Below are 17,013 nucleotides of genomic sequence, written 5' to 3' on the forward strand. Positions count from 1 at the left end.
ACCTCGGGCGATGCCAGACGGCGAGGCCGCCGCCGGAATGGACGCGTTCACGACGCTCTCGTCGCCGGTCCGTGCGGCGCTCTCGGAGCGTGGGTTTTCGACGCCAACAGAGCCACAGCGTCGGGCGATTCCACCACTCGCCGCCGGGAAGAACGGCCTCATCATCGCGCCGACTGGGACCGGAAAGACAGAGACCGCGATGTTGCCAGTCTTCTCGGCTATCAGCGACGCCGAGGACCGATTCGGTATCTCGGCGCTCTACATCACGCCCCTGCGGGCGCTCAACCGCGACATGCGCGAACGCCTCGACTGGTGGGGTGAGGTGCTCGATATCGACATCGACGTTCGACACGGCGACACTACGCAGTACCAGCGACAGAAGCAGGCCAACGACCCACCGGACGTGTTGGTGACGACGCCCGAGACGTTGCAGGCGATGCTCACCGGCAAGAAGTTGCGGAAAGCGCTCTCAGACGTCCACCACGTCGTCGTCGACGAGGTTCACGAACTCGCGTCGGCGAAGCGCGGGGCGCAGTTGACTATCGGGCTCGAACGCCTGCGAGAACTCGCGGGACCGTTCCAGCGAATCGGCCTCTCGGCCACCGTCGGGTCGCCTACCGAAGTCGGCAAGTTCCTGACTGGGGACCGAGCGTTCGAAATCATCGAAGTCGACGTGGACAATCGCGTCGAGTTCGACGTGGTCCGCCCCGAGGTGACGAACGAAGACGAACGACTCGCCGGTCGACTCGCGACAGACCCCGAGATAGCGAGTCACGTCCGGACGATACGCGATATCGTCCGGACGCACGAATCAGTCCTCGTCTTCGTCAACACCCGACAGACCGCCGAGGCACTCGGGTCGAGGTTCAAAGCCCTCGACGACCCAATCGAAGTTCACCACGGGTCGCTCTCGAAGGACGTTCGTATCGACGTCGAAGACCGGTTCAAAGCAGGCGAGTTGGACGCACTCATCTGCACCTCGTCGATGGAACTTGGCATCGACGTTGGCCGAGTCGACCACGTCGTCCAGTACAACAGTCCTCGCGAAGTCTCCCGACTCCTCCAGCGTGTCGGCCGTGCCGGGCACAGACTCGGCGTCGTCTCCCGCGGGACCATCGTCACCGACCACCCAGACGACACGCTCGAAGCACTCGCAATCGCCCGCCGCGCGGAGTCGGGAGCGGTCGAACCCGCCCGCGTTCACCACGGAAGTCTCGATACTGTCGCCAACCAAATCGTCGGCGTCGTCATGGACTACGGCGACGTGTCCGCCCGGCGAACGTACGAACTCATCACGCGGGCGTACCCCTTCCGCGACCTGTCGGAAGACGACTTCCGTGCCGTCGTCCGCGAACTCTCGCAGAACCGGTTGCTCTGGTTGGACGAAGACAAAGACCTCCTCGAAAAGTCGAGCGGCACGTGGCAGTACTTCTACGCGAACCTCTCGATGATTCCCGACGAGGAGACGTACGACGTCCACGACATGTCCTCGCGCCGGCAAATCGGCACGCTCGACGAGAAGTTCGTCCTCAACTTCGCCTCGCCGGGCGCGACGTTCATCCAGCGTGGCGAGATGTGGCGCGTCAACGACGTCGACGACGACGAGGCCCGCGTCAACGTCTCGCCGATAGAGGACCCCGGTGGCGAGGTGCCGTCGTGGGTCGGGTCGGAGATTCCGGTCCCTGCTCCAGTCGCCGGTGAAGTCGGCGAACTCCGCGACGTGGCGGCACCGCAGTTCGAATCGGGTGCGGACCGCGACGACGTCGCTCGCGACATCGCTCAGCGATACCCGACCGACGCGGCGACTGTCTCGACGGCACTCGGTCCCATCGAGCGACAGGTGGAGACGGGAGCACCGATTCCGACGGCAGACCGCCTCGTCCTCGAAGGGTCGCCCAGAAACGTGACGCTGAACTCCTGTTACGGCCATCGGGTGAACGAGACGCTCGGTCGACTCCTGTCGGCGCTCATCGGGCAACGAACCGGGTCGTCTGTCGGGATGGAGGTCGACCCCTACCGAGTCGAGTTCGACGTACCGGGGAAGGTCAGTCCGACGACGTTCGCGGAGGTGCTCCGCGAGACAGACCCCGAACACGTCGAAGCACTCCTCGAACTCGCACTCAAGCGGTCCGACTCGCTGAAGTTCACGCTCGCGCAGGTCGCCGCGAAGTTCGGGGCGCTCAAACGCTGGCAGGGGAAGGGCCGGTTCGGCGGTGACCGACTGCTCGCCGCACTCGAAGACACGCCGGTCTACGACGAAGCGGTCAGAGAAGTGTTCCACACCGACCTGGCCGTCGACGATACGGTCGAACTCCTCCGGCGACTCCGCGACGGTGACGTGGAAGTCGTCGTCGCCCGCGAACCGACGCCAATCGGAACCGGTGGTCGCGGATCTGGGACTGATTTACTCGTGCCCGAGAACGCCGACGCGAGCGTCATCGAGACGATTCGGGACCGGATTCAGAACGACCGCGTGTTGCTCGCGTGTCTCCACTGCAAGGAGTGGACGCGGAAGACGAAGGTCGAACGCGTCCGCGACCCACCGGAGTGTCCGAAGTGCGGCGCGACGCGGATTGCGGCGCTCAACCTGTGGGACGACGAGACGGTGAAGGCAGTTCGCGCGACGGAGAAAGATGACGAACAAGAACGCCTCACGAAGCGGGCGTATCGGTCGGCGAGTCTGGTGCAGGCCCACGGGAAGAAGGCGGTCATCGCCCTCGCTGCGCGGGGTGTCGGCCCGCACAACGCGGCGCGCATCATCAACAAACTCCGAGAGGACGACGACGACTTCTACCGCGACATCCTCGAACGAGAACGCGAGTACGCGCGGACACAGTCGTTCTGGGACTGAGTCGTCTTCGACACGCCGCTAGGTGCGCTTTACTCCGCTATCGCCCACTCTTCGAGAATCGTCGTGACGGCGGTTCTGAGCGCCTCGAAGTCCTGCATCGTGATGCCGTCTGTCGTGACGAACACGCCGAAGTCTTCGAGGGTGATACGGACGAGATAGCCGTTTTCGAACACGCGAATCGTGTACTGGTAGTCGCCGAGTTCGGACCCGCGGTAAGCGTCCTGCGTCATCTTGAAGTCGTGCCACTCGTTTCCGATGAAGGAGTTGAGGTCGGCCTCCTGTTCGAGGTCGTCGCGGAGGTACACCTGCAGGTAGTCGAATCGGTTGAAGTACGTCAGCGAACGGAGACTGTCGCCGGCGGCGGCACGACACGTCGAAATCAGTTTTTCCTGTGCTTCCTCGGGGAGGAGATTTGACATTGCCTTTCGGTGTGTGACCGAGTGACAAATAGGCGGCGCATCCGGCAGGTGACGTGACCGGTGTCCGAAGACGGAGTCGTCTCAGTCCGACGAGTAGGCGTCGCGGTAGTCACGCTCTCGCCGAATGAGTTCTTCGACGCCGTATTCGTGGATATCCTCCCGAGAGACGTGGCTCGGACTCAGTAGCATGTCTGTCGCTACCGACTAGCTCACCAACGTTATCTGACACAATCCCGACTGTCTCGTTGTCATGCCCGACGACGCGCTCGGACTGGCGATGCTCGATAGGTTTCGTGGGTGTCTGCGTGCACCTTGCGTCTACCACGACGGTGCGGACGTCGGCGACGCCTCCATCTACGAGCACTATCTCGTCCCCGAGGAGCGCTGGCCCGACGAGAAGTGGGAATTCGTGGATTCGCTTCGGACGCCCGTGCTCGACGTTGGATGCGGTGCGGGACAGCACGCACTCGCCGTCCAGAGACGCGGCGACGTCGTCGCGTTCGACGTGAGTCCGAACGCAGTTCGCACGGCGCGGAAACGCGGTGTCGAGGCCGCATTCGTGGGTGACATGTTCGCCCCAGCGGTCGAATTCGGGCGATTCGAGACAGTGCTCGCGATTGGGACACAAATCGGCCTCGCACGGACTATCGACGGCCTCACTGACCTGCTCGCCTCACTCGACGAACGCACCACTTCGACGGGTGAACTCGTCGTGGATTCCTACGACCCCCACCGAATCGACTCCACGCAGTTCTTTGGGTACCGACCCGACTCACGTCCCGGCCTCGCGCGCCGTCAGTTCCACGTCGAATACGGTGGGTTGCGAGGGCCTGACCTCGACTTTTTACTCGTCTCGCCGGACCGTCTTCGAGATGTCGCGAACACCGTCGGACTCGACGTCCAAGGCGTACACTACTCGCACCCCGAATCGAGTTACTACCGGGCGCGACTTCGGTGACTCGGCGCGTGGGGAGCAGGCCCGCTACTCCCACCGATTCGTCGCCTGATTACGCCGCGGGAGAAACGGCAACAGGAGTGCGACGACGAAGACGATAGCCGCGATGACGAGGTACTCGGGCGTCGTCAAGACGAGGACGAAGAGCGAGAGAACCGACGATTCACCGGCGTTGACCGCCAAAATCGCGTCCGCATCGCTGTTCATCAGCACGAGGAACATGAAGATGACCTCGGCGAACGCGACGCGGAGACCCGCTTTCGTGAACCACCACCCCGCAGAGAGTGGCCCACCTGTGAGTGCGTCCAACTCGCGGCGGACTTTTCGCCGCCACGCCGCGTTCACGACACACCTCTGTTGCATGTGAACATGCAACGCAATAGGTCGTGAGACCTGATAATCTCGCCTGTCAGGAGAGCGTCGGCGAGACGGACACGAGTGCCGCGTCGAAGTGCTCACGAGTGATGAGAATCTCGTCGGCGTGGTCGTTCGCGGCCGGGCCCTCGTAGGCATCGGCGACGTCCTGGATTGCTCGTAGTGCCGCCTCACGGCAGACTGCAGCGACGTCCGCACCGGAGTAGCCGTCCATGTGGGCGGCCACGTCGTTCAGGTCGATATCGGTACCGAGTGGCTTGTCCCGGATATGAACGTCGAGGATGGCACGCCGGGCCTCGATGTCGGGTGCGGGCACTTCGACGTGGGTCTCCAGTCGTCCGGGGCGGAGGAGTGCCGGGTCGAGGGCGTCTCGTCTGTTCGTCGCCGCGAGGACGACGAGGTTCGGGTTGTCGGCGGCGTTGTCCATCTCGGTCAGGAGTTGTGAGACGACGCGTTCCGTCACGCCGGAGTCGGACCCCATACTGTCCCGGTTCGTCGCCAACGCGTCTATCTCGTCGAAGAAGAGGATGCTCGGTGCGGCTTGCCGTGCCCTGTCGAACACTTCGCGGACGGACTTCTCGGACTCACCGACGTATCTGTCGAGGAGTTCGGGCCCGGCGACGTGGATGAAGTTGACTTCGCTCTCGGCGGCAATAGCGCGTGCGAGAAGCGTCTTCCCCGTCCCCGGCGGGCCGTAGAGGAGCAGTCCGGTCGGCGGGTCAGTCGCCGCCGCCTCGAAGAGCGGTGCGTAAATCAACGGCCACGTGACGGCGCGTTCGAGCGTCCGTTTCACGTCGTCGAGGCCGCCGACGGCCTCGAATCCCTTGGTCGGTTGCTCGGCGACGTACTCGCGCATCGCAGAGGGTTCCACCGACGCCATCGCCGACTCGAAGTCGGCGCGCGTCACCGTCATCTCGGAGACTGACACGCCATCACCGGTCCGGCGGGAGCGACGGAGGGCCGTCATCGCCGCTTCCTTCGCCAGCGATTCGAGGTCGGCACCGACGAACCCGTGCGTCCGAGACGCGAGGCGGTCGATGTCCACGTCGTCCGCGAGCGGCATCTGTCGGGTGTGCACGTCGAGAATCTCGCGGCGACCGGCGATGTTCGGGACGCCAATCTCTATCTCGCGGTCGAATCGACCACCACGTCGGAGGGCAGGGTCGAGGCTATCGACCCGGTTCGTCGCGCCGATGACGACCACGTCGCCGCGGGCGTCGAGGCCGTCCATGAGCGAGAGGAGTTGGCCGACGATGCGGTTTTCCACGTCGCCGCCGTCGTCGCGCTTCGCCGCGATGGAGTCGATTTCGTCGAAGAAGATGATACTCGGCGAGCGCTCGCGGGCCTCTTTGAACACCTCGCGGAGCTTCTCTTCTGACTCACCTTTGTACTTCGAGAGGACTTCGGGTCCCGAAATCGTGATGAACGTCGCGTCGACTTCGTTGGCGACGGCTTTCGCGATAAGTGTCTTGCCCGTTCCCGGTGGACCGTGCAGGAGGACGCCTTTCGGTGGTTCGATACCGAGGTGTGCGAACACTTCGGGTTCCGAGAGCGGAAGTTCTATCATCTCGCGAACGAGTTCGAGTTCGTCGTCGAGTCCGCCGATGTCCTCGTACGTCACACCCGTTGCGCGCCCGCGACTCCCCTCGGTATCGGCTCCAGCCACTCTCTTGACCGCGTCTCGGACCGTCTCGCTCGCACCCTTCGACTCTTCGGCCGTCACGGTCACGCTCGTGGCGTCGGTGATGCGAACGACGCCTCCCGGTCGTGTCTCGCTCACGACGAGGGCAGCACCACCGAGTCGCTCGACACGGACTCGGTCACCGGCTCTGAGGGGACGATTCCGAATCTCTGACTTTACCACCTCTTCGATGGTCTCACGGCTGACGCTCGTTCGCTCGAACGCGCTGGGTCCGGCGAGTGTCACCGACTTCGCGTCGTCGACGTCTATCTTCCTGACGCGGACGCTGTCGCCGATTTTCACGCCGGCGTTCGCCCGCGTGTCGGCGTCGACGAGAATCTCACCGGCGTCGGCACCGGGGCGGGCGGGCCACATCTTGGCGACCGTCTCACGACTCCCTTCGATGACGACTGTCTCACCACTCAATACGCTGAGTTCGCGGCGTGCCGCTTCAGGGAGGCGGGCGATGCCGCGTCCCGCGTCGCGCTTTTCGGCGGCACGGACCACGAGCGTCACCCCGTCTTCTGTCATAGCAGTGCGTTCGGCACGTCGAGCCTTGAGCGTTCGCCCGGGGTAACCGTTTTCCGGGTTCGTGTGATAGCTCTACGCATGGTGACCACGACGGAAAAAGACGGGGAGACGTGGTTCCAGTGCGAAGAATGTGAGATGCTGTTCGACGTCAGGTCAGACGCCGAGGCGCACGAGAGAAACTGCGACACCGATAGCCCGTCGTACTTACAATAGTGAGCGCACGGGGCACGGCGTATCTCGACTGTTAGTGACTACTCCGGGTCGTGTTCTGCGGCGATTCGTTCGGCGTGGTCGAGCGACGTCGCTCGTTCCCATCGGACTCGCTCAGCGTCGCCGTACGCGAGGGCTTCTTTCAGTTCGTCGCGGAGGACGCCGACGCCGCGGCCGACGAGTTCACCATCGGCATCGCCGAGTTCGTAGTAGCCGTAGGCTTCGGGTGCGTTCCCGATAGTCCGCTTCTCCAGTGGTTCCCAGCGTTTTCGGAGCATCACTCGGCGACGAACTCGTAGGCGTCTTCGCTCCAGTCGTCTTCGACGAAGACGAACACGCGGCCACGTGCCACCTCCGGGTCTGCGTCGATTTCGAATCGGTGGCCGGGGATGCGGCGGACGACGACGCCCGGGAACAGTTCTTCTTCCTCACCCTCTGCGAGGATGACGCGGCCGACACCGCTCGATTCGAGCACGTCGTCGTGCGTCTTGAGGTCGTTGACGTACATCATCACGCCTTCCGTCTCCGTCGGGTCGGTGACGAGGACGTGTACTTCCTTGCTGGGCGGGGTGCTCAGCGTGTCCGTAATCGCCTCGGGAACACCTCGGTAGACTGTCGTCCGATTGTCGATGTACTCGACTTCGACGCCGTAGTCGTGGAGTTCGATGCCGAGCGTACTCGGGGCGATGTCGTTCCGGGCGCTCATACCACGCGATAACGCCGGAGTGGTGAAAAGGGACGCGATACCACCCATCGAATCGACGCGAGTGTGGGTGGATACCTGACGTGTCGGCATCGATGGCCCGCGGCTGGTCCCGCGGCGGCACCCGTCGTCGCCGACTCGACACCGGTCGATATGGCACCGACCGCCACTTCTTTCTCTTCGCTCGTTTCGGTAGAGATATGCACGGCCGAGCCACCGCCCTCGGAGCGGGAACCGTCTTGAACGCCCTCGCGACGGGCACTGGCTCCGCGTTCGCCATCGACGCAGAGACCACCGCGACGGTCGAGTTGGACGACACAGACCGCGTTCGCGGGGCCATCGCGGAGGCACCGGACGCCGACACGCGACTCATCGAGCGCTGTGTCGAACTCGTCGTCGAGGAGTTCGGCGACGGCGAAGGTGGGACTGTCGAGACCGAGAGCGACGTACCGATGGCCGCGGGTCTCAAGAGTTCCAGCGCCGCCGCGAACGCGACAGTTCTCGCCGCGCTCGACGCCGTCGGTGCATCGCTCGGCCCCGCACCCGACGACGACATCTCGCGCATCGACGCCTGCCGACTCGGCGTCCGCGCGGCCCGCGAGGTTGGCGTCACCGTCACCGGGGCGTTCGACGACGCCGCCGCATCTATGCTCGGTGGCGTCGTCGTCACCGACAACGCCGACGACGAACTCGTCGTCCGCGACGAACTCGACTGGGACGTCCTCGTCTGGACGCCGCCGGAACGCGCGTACAGCGCCGATGCCGACGTCTCCCGCTGTGAGGATGTGGCCTCGATGGCGAACCTCGTCGCAGAACTCGCCCTCGAAGGGCGCTACGCCGAGGCGATGACGGTCAATGGCCTCGCCTTCTCGGCCGCGCTGGACTTCCCGACTGACCCCGCCGTCGAAGCGATGCCCATCGCCGAGGGCGTCTCACTCTCGGGAACCGGCCCGAGTGTCGTCGCAGTCGGTGACCGCGACGACCTCGAACGGGTCAAGGACCTGTGGGACGCCCGCGACGGCGAGACACGACTGACCACCACCCGAACCGACGGAGCACGAATCCTATGACAGACGACACCGCAGATGCAGGCGAATCGATTCAGGACATGACCCTCGACGAACTCCGCGAGGAGATAGAAGATATCGACCGTGGCATCGTCGAACTCATCGCTCGCCGAACCTACGTCGCCGACGCGGTGGCGCAGGTCAAAGCCGAACAGAACCTCCCGACGACCGACGAATCACAAGAAGAACGTGTGATGGAACGTGCCGGTGAGAACGCCGACCACTTCGAAGTGGATTCGAACCTCGTGAAGGCGATTTTCCGATTGCTCATCGAGATAAACAAGGCAGAACAGCGGCAGAATCGTTGATTCTGACGAAGTCATTGTTGTCCTCCCACGAAACGGTTTGGCAGAGATGACCGACTCGAAGACGAGGGACCAATCCGACTTTCTCCGTACACTTCAACAGTTGGGAATCATCGTCGGTATCCCGGTTTGGGCCTTTCTCTGGTTCTGGCCGATGATTGGCCAAGGGATCACTTCGTACGCCGGCATCGATTACATACTCAAATCAGAAGGTGTAGTGGCGAATTTCTTCTTCACAGGCCTCTTCGCCGAACTGGTCGTTGTCGTATTGGTTTATAACGTAGCTCGGCAGTGAGTTGAGTCAAACTCACTCCTCGTCGGTCGGCTCCAGTGGAATTCTCGACACGTCTATGTCCTCGTAGTCTTTCTCTGACGAGAGTACGTCCATGCCTCGTGTCTCCGCTGTCGCGGCGTGGAACGCGTCGAACGGTGTCATCCCTTCGTCGTAGTAGTTGACGCCCTTCAGGACGATTTGTTTCTCTTCTTCGTCTTGGACAGGAACGAGTTCGAGCAAGTTCGCCACGAGTGGAACGAAGTCGAACTCGTAGCGTTCTCGGGCGAGGACGAGTTCGAGATACGAGAACGCCGACGTTTCGACCTCGTACTCGTCGAGCGCTTCTTCTGCTGACCCCTGCAACCAATCTGAGTCTTTGGCGAGTGCGAGTAAGAAGTCCGTCTCGACGTACACCGTCATCTATCGCTGTCCTTCTCTCGGGCGTCGGCTTTCGCCTCTGATTCGACGCTTTCTCGTATCTCTTCGATGGACGCATCACGGAGGTCACCTGCTGCCTCACGGACGGCAGCGAGCGGGTCGTCTGCGACCGGGATGAGTTCGATTCTGTCTTCGTACGTCACGATGTGATACTTCTCTCCGTATTTTTCCCGCACCTCTTTGGGGATGTACAGTCGCCCCTGTCGGTCCGTCTCTGCTGACATACGATGAACTACGATGGCGCGAGAATTGAATTTTACCATTATATTGAATTCTATGGTACGAAAAAGGACTTGTGACAATTTATGCGAAATTTCAGCTTCCTAAACAAGGCTGAGCAACGCCAGAATCGGTAGCACATCGAAGAGTCCAAGGAACGTGTAACGGAGAACGATGCGTCGTTCCGGATAAAGGCTATGTAGAGAGTCTACGTCATCGCATTGGATGAGTCACGACGAGGACGGTAGCGGCGAGAGAGAACTCGACGAGGATGCAATCGGAGTGGGAATCGCTATTGGTCTGAGTGTCGGCGTCGCACTGGGCCTCGTGTTCGATAATCTAGCGGGAGGTCTGATAATCGGTCTGGCTATCGGGACTGGAGTCGGTGTTGGGTTGAATTATCGGTGAGTAGCGTCGCCCGGTGCGTTCTCGGCAACAGATAGATAGGTTCGGTGTGACGACCATACACGAGACTCACGACACATGCAACTCACCGAGGCAACGACAGACGACATCGACGTTCTCATCGAATACTGGTACGCCCTCGCGTCGGGCATGGAACAGTACTCCGAGTTCAACACGCTCTCGTACGACAGCGTCGGCGACGTCCCCGAAGACGGATTCGAGAGGCACTTCGAACGCGACGATATCACCGACTATCTCGTCGAAGAGGCTGGTGAGACGATTGGCTTTCTCACGCTTGCAGAGGGTGAACACCCCTCTCGCGAGTTCACGAGATACGTGCGCATCGTCAACTTGTTCGTCGAAGAAGGATACCGAAATCAGGGGTACGGCAGTGCGGTGGTCTCACAGGTCAAAGAACTCGCTCGGGCAAACGACTGTGACCACCTCAAAGTCTCCTGTGAGTGGCACAACGACGGAGCGAGGCGGTTCTATCGTGAGACAGGATTCGAAGAGAAGCAGGTCACGTTCGTCCAGCAGGTAGACTAACTCAGCCAAGCCCGTGGCCCACCGGAGGAAGTCGGAGACTCCTTCTCAGGGGGAGTCCCGAAGCCGTCGAGGAGAACCACCCTCCCACGACCGTTTGCAAGTGATATAACTCCGAATGCGGACACTTACAGTCGATTGTGACACACGGCAGAGTGGTAAATTATTAAATATAACTATTTTTAGTGACATTTAATAGGGCCGCCAAAAAACAGTACCCTGATTCCAGCGAACACGGTCTCGATTCGACTATCGAATGGGGCGCTCAGGTCGTGTTCGCCGGAATCATCGGGAGAACGAGACTATGGCAACGACATCTGAGGGGGACGCGGTCGAACAAACCCGCGACGACATCGAAGAGACACTCGGGTTTGTTCCGGGCTTTTGGGAACTCAACGACGAAGACCTCGTCAACGAGTGGCCGAACTTCAAGCGACACGCCTTCGAAGAGACTGCGATTCCACCGAAGTACAAGGAACTGATCGGACTCGCCATCGCGGCGAACATCAAGTGTCCGTACTGCCAGCACTTCCACAAACAGGCAGCGAAGATGCACGGTGCGACCGACGAGGAACTCAAAGAGATTGCTTTCCTCTCCAGTTGGACCGCGCGATACAGCGCCATCATCCACGGACAGGACTACGACCTCGACACGTTCGAGGACGAGTTCGCCCGGATGGCCGAACACCTCGAATCACAGATGAGCGCTGACGACTGAGTATCCGTCTGGCAGACACGGATACGTGACAATTTTTGTCGACCTGAACGTGTGATTCCGCCGGTATTTCCATACTGGTGGAACCCCATGGTACTGGTGGAATGCCCGTTAAACAAGCCGAGACGACGTGGACAGGTGGAAAGGACGGACGTGGTGACTTCACGACCGAGAGCGGCGAAATCGAAGGAACGCTGACGTTCCCGACCCGCTTCGAGGACGAAGCGGGGACGAACCCAGAAGAGATAATCGGAGTGGCTCACTCCGGGTGTTTCTGCATGCAACTGACGGCACTCCTCGAAGGTGAGGGCTACACAGCGAACGAACTTCACACGGTTGCAGACGTTCACCTCCGCCCCGCAGACGGTGGTGGCTTCGAGATTCCGCAAATCGACCTGACGCTGGAAGCGGACATCCCCGACATCGACGAAGCGACGTTCGAGGAGATTGCCCAGCAGGCCAAAGAGACCTGTCCGGTCTCGAAAGCGCTCGCAGGCCCGGAAATCACGCTCGACGCGACGCTGGTCAGCTAAGGCCGCGACCAGACTGACGCTTTTTCTATCGCACAGTCACAGACGAGGGTACAGTTCGCATACAGAACGGTTATCACACGACGGTCCGTCGGGACTGCAACGAGGTGACCTGTATTAACGACGACAACCGAAATTTTGTTGCAGGGCATCGTTCTCGGCGTCTCGATTGCGGCACCGGTCGGCCCAATCGGCGTCCTGTGTATTCAGCGAACACTCTCTAAGGGGAGGCCATCTGGCTTCGTCAGTGGCCTCGGAGCGGCGTCTGCGGACGCCGTCTACGGAACAATCGCCGGGTTCGGCATCACGGCACTCTCGTCGCTTCTCTTGGACTACCAGACTGCGATTCGTCTCGGCGGTGGGGTGTTGCTCTTGTACCTTGGAGTGCAATCGTTTCGGGCCGAACCTGCGGAGGCGGCGGCGTCCACGTCCGACGTGCGGACGCTCGGTCAGGACTACGTGTCGACGTTTCTGTTGACGATAACGAACCCGGTGACGATTCTCGCGTTCGTCGGCATCTTCGCCGGGCTAGGAGTCGGTATCTCGGGCGACTATCTGGACGCCACCGTCCTCGTCGCTGGCGTGTTTACGGGGTCTGCGCTCTGGTGGTTCGCCCTGAGTACCGGCGTGAGTCTCTTCCGAACGCGGTTCACCCCCTCGGTGATGCGGCGCGTGAACCAACTCGCTGGTGTCGTCATCGCCGGGTTCGGCCTCGTCGCGTTGGGGAGTGCGGTGTAGCCACGCCGCGGCATCGGTCACGTCCGGTCGCTGTCGTGGCGGTTACGTACCGCAGTAATCGATGGCGTCGCTTCGAAGATGGTGTCGCAGACGGGACAGCGCGCTTCGGTGGTCTGGAACCACTCGGCAACTGTCTCGTCGTCTGCATCGGTATCGGCGTCGAGCGAGACGCGAATCTCTCGAAACCCTGACGCGGCTCCATCGTCCCCGCGCGGGTCAGTGTCTGCTTCGACAGTGACCACTAGGTCGGTGAGTTCGAGGCCCATCTCGTCGGCGACGACGTGCCCGACGTGGTTGTAGCAGGCCGCAAGCGACCCGAGCAGGTACTCGCTCGGTGACCCATCGTCGCCGATAGTGAATCGATTCCCGGTGGACGTCTCGAACCGCATCGCTTCGGCGTCGATTCGTGACCCTTCGACCGACGTCGTCTCCAGATGGTTGGCACACATGGACAGTCTCCAACGGCCAGTACGGTGACGACAACCTTAGCCGTGACAGGCGATTCGGTCACCAATCGGTGGTTTGCGTCGGCCCGCTCAGTGGTTCGCGCCGACCTACTCAGCGATTCGCGTCGAACCAGTCGACGGCGAAGTCGACGAGTTCGGGTTGAGCCATCAGTTTAGCCGTACTCGCTCCGACTGGCCCCTCGGTGAGTCCGACCTGGGACTCGAAGTCGGCACCGACTGCTTCGAAGTCTTCGGTATCGATTTCGATGTCCTCGTACTCGAAGACGACTCGCTCGCCGTCTCGGAGAAGGGGTGCCGCTGACTGGACGTGTTCTTTCTCGAAGTCGGCGCGGTACTCTGCGAGGTGGAGCGAGGTGTTGTTGTCGTGGCCGACGCCGAGGAGTAACACCTTCCCACCACGCTCATAGATTCGAGCGAGCGGTGACTCCTCTCCGAGGCCGTAGTCGAGTCCGTGGTCACCGACGATGTCGTCTGCCTCAGCACCCCACGCGGCGAACGAGTTGGTCGGGTGTTCGCTTCGGACCACGTCAGGGTAGTTCCGGAAACACTCTGGAATCGCGCCCATCATGCGCGTCGGCGTCACGTCGGGGCGGAACGGCGGCATCGACTCACGGATTATCTGGACCCACTCGTCGGGAACCGGCGGCTGTTCCCACGTCGCCGAGTCGGTGTACTGCCCGGTGAACGTCGGCATGACGAGCGTTCCGTCTTCGGTGAGCGTGGTCTGGAGGGCGTCGACGACTGCTTGTGGGCCACCGGCGACCCACCCAAGCGAGCGCAACGACGAGTGGACGAGGAGGGTGTCGCCGGCGTCGATACCGAGGTCACGAAAGTCGGAGACCAGAGACGTGACAGTACCCGGTTTGTCGACCGCCTCGATGGCGTCTGCTTCTGTCATAGAATCAGCGAGATGGGGGTCCGGCATGAGCTTTCTCATTGGCGAGTTGATGGGTGGTCGAGAGAACGAAACATCGATAAATCGTCATCGAGACGAGAGGAATATGTCTGACCTCTCCGCTCGTGTGGCCCTCCGATACGCGACCGAAGACAGCATGCTCACGCTCTTCGCTGTCGTCCTCGGCGGATGGCTCTCGTTGACGTTCGCCGGATTCGCGTTCAGTAGCTACAGTTTCGGGATGATGTTCATCCTCGCCGTCTTCGCCTTTCTCGCAGGAGGACTCGCACTGTTCAGTGGGCTAGTCGCAATTACGTACAAGGTACTGGCGGACAGCCGAACCGCCTGAGTGACCCCGAACTCAGTCGATGTACGTCTCGGCGAGTGCGTCGAGTGCTTCGTGGTGGTGCGTCGTGTGTGGTGCGGTCAGCGGCGAAACCGACACGTGACCATCGACGACGGCCCGACGGTCGGTCCCTTCGGGGTCGGGGATGTCGCCGGACTGCATCCGTTCCCAGACACGGTCGTGAAGCCGCACGGTTCCGTTCTCGTACTCCGCGGTCATGTCGTACATCTCCGATGGATACGTCACCCGCATGTCGGCGGGTTCTCCGTCCGGGTTGGGCATCGGCGCGTTGACGTTCAGGTAATCGCACTGCTCGAACACGCCGGCGGATTCCGCGTGCTTGACGAGATACGAGGCGGCGCGCGTCGCCTCCCGAAAGTCACGCGGGTCGCTCGCTTTCTCGTGCCACGGTACGTCACCTCCCGGTGGAACGTACATCGACAGCGCAATCGCGGGCACGTCGAAGAACGCCGCTTCGACGGCGGCGCTGACGGTGCCCGACCGTCCGAGGACGTACGCTCCGATGTTCGCACCCTTGTTGACGCCGGAGACGACCATGTCCACGTCTGGACAGAGAGCTTCTAATCCGGCGACGGTGCAGTCGGCCGGTGTGCCTTCTAACGCGTACCCGAGTTCGTGCTCGACCACGACTGCGTCCGACGACATCTTGCGTCCAACCGCGCTCTGGTCGGTTTTTGGGGCGACGGCCGTCACGTCGGCAAACTCCGAGAGGGCATCGTAGAGGGCCTGAAAGCCGACGCTCTCGATACCGTCGTCGTTGGTGAGGAGGATGGCGGGTCTGCTCATGCCTTCGACTCGGGAGGGAGCGCGCAAAAAGCCACCCGTCGATTTCGGTTCGCTGCCGATGTCTCCCAATTACGCGACGGTATCGACGACCGTCTCGCCGTCTACGACGAGGTTGTAGGCTTCTTCGTCGTCGTTCCAGAGGGCGAGCACGTTCTCGAAGAGGAGAACGTCCCCGTAGTCCGCGTCTTCGAGGTCGGCGTTCAGGACCGTCGGGTTGGTTCGGACTGCGTAGTGGTCGACCGTCTCGCTCCCGTCACCGACTTTGAACAGTTGGTTTCTGCCTTCGGAGAGGTCGTGACTGAGTTTCACCGCCAGCAGGTCGATGCGGTTGGTGACGTGTCTGTCCATCTCCGCCATCTTCGCGAACCGTGCCGCGTTCGCGCGGATGTCGAGACGCCGTTTCCCGTCGGTTCGGAGGATGCTGTAGGAGTACTGTACGTCGACGTTGACGAACGTCCCTTCGTCCTCCTCGGCGTCGCGGCCTTCGTCGAGTCGGCGCTGGAAACCGGGGACGTCGAGGTCGGGTTTGACGTCGAACGACCATCCGCGGTCCGAGGGCGCGTACCCATCCCAGAGTCGGAGCGTCGGTGAGTAGACGGTCACGTCGCCGTCTGCGGGGGCAACGTCGCGTTCGACTTCGCGGAGACCGATACTCGTGTTTCGGTCGGCGGGGGCGATGGCGACGATGGTCCCGTCGTCGGCGAGGACGTCGAGGTACTTCCGGACGACTGCGGTGGGGTCGTCGAGTTCGCTCAGGACGCTCGCGAAGACGACGAAGTCGTACTCGCCCGTGGGTTCGAAGTCCTCTGCCGTCTCGCGGTGGATGGTCGTCCGGAAGTTTCGGCGTGTCTCGCCGAGCATGTGTTCGAGGACGTCGGCGGAGGCGCTCGGTTCGACCGCGTGGTAGTCGACCATCGAGTCGTCGGGGAGGTACTCGTGGAGGCCGAGCGCAGGACCCCCGGTTCCCGCGCCCACGTCGAGGACGCGTACGTTGCGTGAGAGCAGGCCACCTTCGGCGATGTCGTCGAGGACGTAGCCAACAGCGGCGTAGTAGTCCGGGAGGTGGTAGATGGCGTACCCCAACGCGGCGTCGTCGTCGTACTCGACGGGATTCCCGCGGTAGTAGTCCTCTTTCAACTGCCGGACGCGCTGACGGAGTCGGTCACCGTCGTCGCCGACGTGCCAGTTCGCTCCGTACCGCTGGATAAGCAGGTCTTCGAGGGCGAACGAGTAGTCGTCGGGGAAGGCCTCGGGAGACCATCCCGGCGGCGTCACGGGGTCCTGGTTCGTCGGGACGAACGTTCCGTCGTCTCGCTCGAAGAGGCCCAAGTCGTAGGCTTCCTCGCGGAGCGTCTGTTTGACGACTGCCGGGTGAGGGGCGCTTTCGATGTACTCGGCAATCTCGTCGGGGTCTATCGGGCGAACGTTTCTGAGATACTTCGCGTTGTCGCGGACGGCGTCTCTGTCTATCATCGTCGGGTGAACTCTGGAGGGTGGCGGTGGCGCAGTTGGAATGCAGTCGCGGGGGTCATCGGCGGC

Annotated in this window: 22 protein-coding genes; 11 read left to right on the plus strand and 11 right to left on the minus strand. The window is 62.0% G+C overall.

Going from position 1 to position 17,013, the window contains the following annotated elements:
• Positions 1-10 precede the first annotated feature (10 nt).
• The gene (locus GJR96_RS13705) at positions 11-2,851 is read left to right on the plus strand and encodes a DEAD/DEAH box helicase (RefSeq protein ID WP_151163440.1); all 2,841 of its coding nucleotides are present in this window, start codon (positions 11-13) and stop codon (positions 2,849-2,851) included.
• A 29-nt stretch (positions 2,852-2,880) separates the two neighbouring features.
• On the opposite strand, the gene GJR96_RS13710 is transcribed toward GJR96_RS13705, so the two are convergent.
• Complete coding sequence (locus GJR96_RS13710) at positions 2,881-3,270, minus strand: DUF7522 family protein (protein ID WP_058573775.1); 390 nt, start codon at positions 3,268-3,270, stop codon at positions 2,881-2,883.
• A 250-nt stretch (positions 3,271-3,520) separates the two neighbouring features.
• On the opposite strand from GJR96_RS13710, the gene GJR96_RS13720 reads away from it, so the two are divergent.
• Positions 3,521-4,228 (plus strand): class I SAM-dependent methyltransferase, encoded by a 708-nt coding sequence (locus GJR96_RS13720; protein WP_151163441.1) that lies wholly within the window; start codon positions 3,521-3,523, stop codon positions 4,226-4,228.
• Between the two features lie 24 nt (positions 4,229-4,252).
• On the opposite strand, the gene GJR96_RS13725 is transcribed toward GJR96_RS13720, so the two are convergent.
• Complete coding sequence (locus tag GJR96_RS13725) at positions 4,253-4,570, minus strand: hypothetical protein (protein WP_191965902.1); 318 nt, start codon at positions 4,568-4,570, stop codon at positions 4,253-4,255.
• 64 nt (positions 4,571-4,634) lie between these two features.
• On the minus strand, positions 4,635-6,812 hold the full coding sequence (locus GJR96_RS13730) for a CDC48 family AAA ATPase (protein WP_151163443.1): 2,178 nt from the start codon (positions 6,810-6,812) through the stop codon (positions 4,635-4,637).
• 78 nt (positions 6,813-6,890) lie between these two features.
• On the opposite strand from GJR96_RS13730, the gene GJR96_RS18610 reads away from it, so the two are divergent.
• Positions 6,891-7,025 carry a DUF7128 family protein gene (locus GJR96_RS18610; RefSeq protein ID WP_449271780.1) on the plus strand — a complete coding sequence of 45 codons (135 nt, stop codon included), beginning with the start codon at positions 6,891-6,893 and terminating at the stop codon, positions 7,023-7,025.
• A gap of 38 nt (positions 7,026-7,063) precedes the next feature.
• On the opposite strand, the gene GJR96_RS13735 is transcribed toward GJR96_RS18610, so the two are convergent.
• Complete coding sequence (locus GJR96_RS13735) at positions 7,064-7,300, minus strand: DUF7508 domain-containing protein (RefSeq protein ID WP_151163444.1); 237 nt, start codon at positions 7,298-7,300, stop codon at positions 7,064-7,066.
• Positions 7,300-7,728, minus strand: coding sequence for a DUF5796 family protein (locus tag GJR96_RS13740; protein ID WP_151163445.1), 429 nt, complete (start codon positions 7,726-7,728; stop codon positions 7,300-7,302). Before GJR96_RS13740 ends, GJR96_RS13735 begins: the two co-directional genes overlap by 1 nt.
• Before the next feature lie 197 nt (positions 7,729-7,925).
• Here GJR96_RS13740 and GJR96_RS13745 point away from each other — a divergent pair, with 197 nt between their 5' ends.
• Positions 7,926-8,795: a shikimate kinase gene (locus GJR96_RS13745; RefSeq protein WP_151163446.1), complete on the plus strand. Its 870-nt coding sequence runs from the start codon at positions 7,926-7,928 to the stop codon at positions 8,793-8,795.
• Positions 8,792-9,100, plus strand: coding sequence for a chorismate mutase (locus tag GJR96_RS13750; RefSeq protein WP_151163447.1), 309 nt, complete (start codon positions 8,792-8,794; stop codon positions 9,098-9,100). The genes GJR96_RS13745 and GJR96_RS13750 overlap by 4 nt, the downstream gene beginning before the upstream one ends.
• A gap of 304 nt (positions 9,101-9,404) precedes the next feature.
• Here GJR96_RS13750 and GJR96_RS13755 read toward each other — a convergent pair whose 3' ends face one another.
• Together GJR96_RS13755 and GJR96_RS13760 are read right to left on the minus strand one after the other, a co-directional pair.
• The gene (locus GJR96_RS13755) at positions 9,405-9,791 is read right to left on the minus strand and encodes a PIN domain-containing protein (protein WP_151163448.1); all 387 of its coding nucleotides are present in this window, start codon (positions 9,789-9,791) and stop codon (positions 9,405-9,407) included.
• Positions 9,788-10,033, minus strand: a complete 246-nt coding sequence (locus tag GJR96_RS13760) for an AbrB/MazE/SpoVT family DNA-binding domain-containing protein (RefSeq protein WP_151163449.1) — start codon at positions 10,031-10,033, stop codon at positions 9,788-9,790. The genes GJR96_RS13755 and GJR96_RS13760 overlap by 4 nt, the downstream gene beginning before the upstream one ends.
• Before the next feature lie 220 nt (positions 10,034-10,253).
• Between GJR96_RS13760 and GJR96_RS13765 the strand changes: the two genes are divergently transcribed.
• The 5 genes from GJR96_RS13765 (at position 10,254) to GJR96_RS13785 (ending at position 12,959) form a co-directional block, all read left to right on the plus strand.
• Positions 10,254-10,436, plus strand: a complete 183-nt coding sequence (locus GJR96_RS13765) for a hypothetical protein (RefSeq protein WP_151163450.1) — start codon at positions 10,254-10,256, stop codon at positions 10,434-10,436.
• Between the two features lie 75 nt (positions 10,437-10,511).
• Positions 10,512-10,979, plus strand: a complete 468-nt coding sequence (locus GJR96_RS13770) for a GNAT family N-acetyltransferase (protein WP_151163451.1) — start codon at positions 10,512-10,514, stop codon at positions 10,977-10,979.
• Positions 10,980-11,280: 301 nt separating this feature from the next.
• On the plus strand, positions 11,281-11,694 hold the full coding sequence (locus GJR96_RS13775; RefSeq protein WP_151163452.1) for a carboxymuconolactone decarboxylase family protein: 414 nt from the start codon (positions 11,281-11,283) through the stop codon (positions 11,692-11,694).
• A 101-nt stretch (positions 11,695-11,795) separates the two neighbouring features.
• Entirely contained in the window at positions 11,796-12,224 is a 429-nt protein-coding gene (locus GJR96_RS13780; protein ID WP_151163453.1) for an OsmC family peroxiredoxin, read from the plus strand.
• 138 nt (positions 12,225-12,362) lie between these two features.
• The gene (locus GJR96_RS13785) at positions 12,363-12,959 is read left to right on the plus strand and encodes a LysE/ArgO family amino acid transporter (protein WP_225317743.1); all 597 of its coding nucleotides are present in this window, start codon (positions 12,363-12,365) and stop codon (positions 12,957-12,959) included.
• A gap of 17 nt (positions 12,960-12,976) precedes the next feature.
• On the opposite strand, the gene GJR96_RS13790 is transcribed toward GJR96_RS13785, so the two are convergent.
• Entirely contained in the window at positions 12,977-13,408 is a 432-nt protein-coding gene (locus GJR96_RS13790; protein ID WP_151163455.1) for an OsmC family protein, read from the minus strand.
• Positions 13,409-13,517: 109 nt separating this feature from the next.
• Positions 13,518-14,324, minus strand: coding sequence for an aminoglycoside N(3)-acetyltransferase (locus GJR96_RS13795; RefSeq protein WP_151163456.1), 807 nt, complete (start codon positions 14,322-14,324; stop codon positions 13,518-13,520).
• A 103-nt stretch (positions 14,325-14,427) separates the two neighbouring features.
• Here GJR96_RS13795 and GJR96_RS13800 point away from each other — a divergent pair, with 103 nt between their 5' ends.
• Positions 14,428-14,670, plus strand: coding sequence for a hypothetical protein (locus GJR96_RS13800; RefSeq protein WP_151163457.1), 243 nt, complete (start codon positions 14,428-14,430; stop codon positions 14,668-14,670).
• A gap of 12 nt (positions 14,671-14,682) precedes the next feature.
• On the opposite strand, the gene surE is transcribed toward GJR96_RS13800, so the two are convergent.
• Together surE and GJR96_RS13810 are read right to left on the minus strand one after the other, a co-directional pair.
• The gene (surE, locus tag GJR96_RS13805; RefSeq protein ID WP_151163458.1) at positions 14,683-15,474 is read right to left on the minus strand and encodes a 5'/3'-nucleotidase SurE; all 792 of its coding nucleotides are present in this window, start codon (positions 15,472-15,474) and stop codon (positions 14,683-14,685) included.
• A 69-nt stretch (positions 15,475-15,543) separates the two neighbouring features.
• A complete protein-coding gene (locus tag GJR96_RS13810) occupies positions 15,544-16,947 on the minus strand; it encodes a small ribosomal subunit Rsm22 family protein (protein WP_151163459.1) in 1,404 nt (467 codons plus the stop codon).
• Positions 16,948-17,013: the final 66 nt, after the last annotated feature.

Origin of the sequence: Haloferax litoreum (assembly GCF_009674605.1) — an archaeon.
Classification (GTDB): Archaea; Halobacteriota; Halobacteria; order Halobacteriales; family Haloferacaceae; genus Haloferax; species Haloferax litoreum.

Bases quoted from the DNA above. Each gene is read 5' to 3' on its own strand.
- GJR96_RS13750 (WP_151163447.1), top strand. From the start codon at position 8,792: ATGACAGACGACACCGCAGATGCAGGCGAATCGATTCAGGACATGACC.
- GJR96_RS13790 (WP_151163455.1), bottom strand. From the start codon at position 13,408: ATGTGTGCCAACCATCTGGAGACGACGTCGGTCGAAGGGTCACGAATC.
- GJR96_RS13775 (WP_151163452.1), top strand. From the start codon at position 11,281: ATGGCAACGACATCTGAGGGGGACGCGGTCGAACAAACCCGCGACGAC.
- GJR96_RS13730 (WP_151163443.1), bottom strand. From the start codon at position 6,812: ATGACAGAAGACGGGGTGACGCTCGTGGTCCGTGCCGCCGAAAAGCGC.
- surE (WP_151163458.1), bottom strand. From the start codon at position 15,474: ATGAGCAGACCCGCCATCCTCCTCACCAACGACGACGGTATCGAGAGC.
- GJR96_RS13745 (WP_151163446.1), top strand. From the start codon at position 7,926: ATGCACGGCCGAGCCACCGCCCTCGGAGCGGGAACCGTCTTGAACGCC.
- GJR96_RS13770 (WP_151163451.1), top strand. From the start codon at position 10,512: ATGCAACTCACCGAGGCAACGACAGACGACATCGACGTTCTCATCGAA.
- GJR96_RS13765 (WP_151163450.1), top strand. From the start codon at position 10,254: ATGAGTCACGACGAGGACGGTAGCGGCGAGAGAGAACTCGACGAGGAT.
- GJR96_RS13735 (WP_151163444.1), bottom strand. From the start codon at position 7,300: ATGCTCCGAAAACGCTGGGAACCACTGGAGAAGCGGACTATCGGGAAC.
- GJR96_RS13740 (WP_151163445.1), bottom strand. From the start codon at position 7,728: ATGAGCGCCCGGAACGACATCGCCCCGAGTACGCTCGGCATCGAACTC.
- GJR96_RS13810 (WP_151163459.1), bottom strand. From the start codon at position 16,947: ATGATAGACAGAGACGCCGTCCGCGACAACGCGAAGTATCTCAGAAAC.
- GJR96_RS13800 (WP_151163457.1), top strand. From the start codon at position 14,428: ATGTCTGACCTCTCCGCTCGTGTGGCCCTCCGATACGCGACCGAAGAC.
- GJR96_RS13795 (WP_151163456.1), bottom strand. From the start codon at position 14,324: ATGACAGAAGCAGACGCCATCGAGGCGGTCGACAAACCGGGTACTGTC.
- GJR96_RS18610 (WP_449271780.1), top strand. From the start codon at position 6,891: ATGGTGACCACGACGGAAAAAGACGGGGAGACGTGGTTCCAGTGCGAA.
- GJR96_RS13720 (WP_151163441.1), top strand. From the start codon at position 3,521: ATGCCCGACGACGCGCTCGGACTGGCGATGCTCGATAGGTTTCGTGGG.
- GJR96_RS13710 (WP_058573775.1), bottom strand. From the start codon at position 3,270: ATGTCAAATCTCCTCCCCGAGGAAGCACAGGAAAAACTGATTTCGACG.
- GJR96_RS13780 (WP_151163453.1), top strand. From the start codon at position 11,796: ATGCCCGTTAAACAAGCCGAGACGACGTGGACAGGTGGAAAGGACGGA.
- GJR96_RS13705 (WP_151163440.1), top strand. From the start codon at position 11: ATGCCAGACGGCGAGGCCGCCGCCGGAATGGACGCGTTCACGACGCTC.
- GJR96_RS13760 (WP_151163449.1), bottom strand. From the start codon at position 10,033: ATGTCAGCAGAGACGGACCGACAGGGGCGACTGTACATCCCCAAAGAG.
- GJR96_RS13755 (WP_151163448.1), bottom strand. From the start codon at position 9,791: ATGACGGTGTACGTCGAGACGGACTTCTTACTCGCACTCGCCAAAGAC.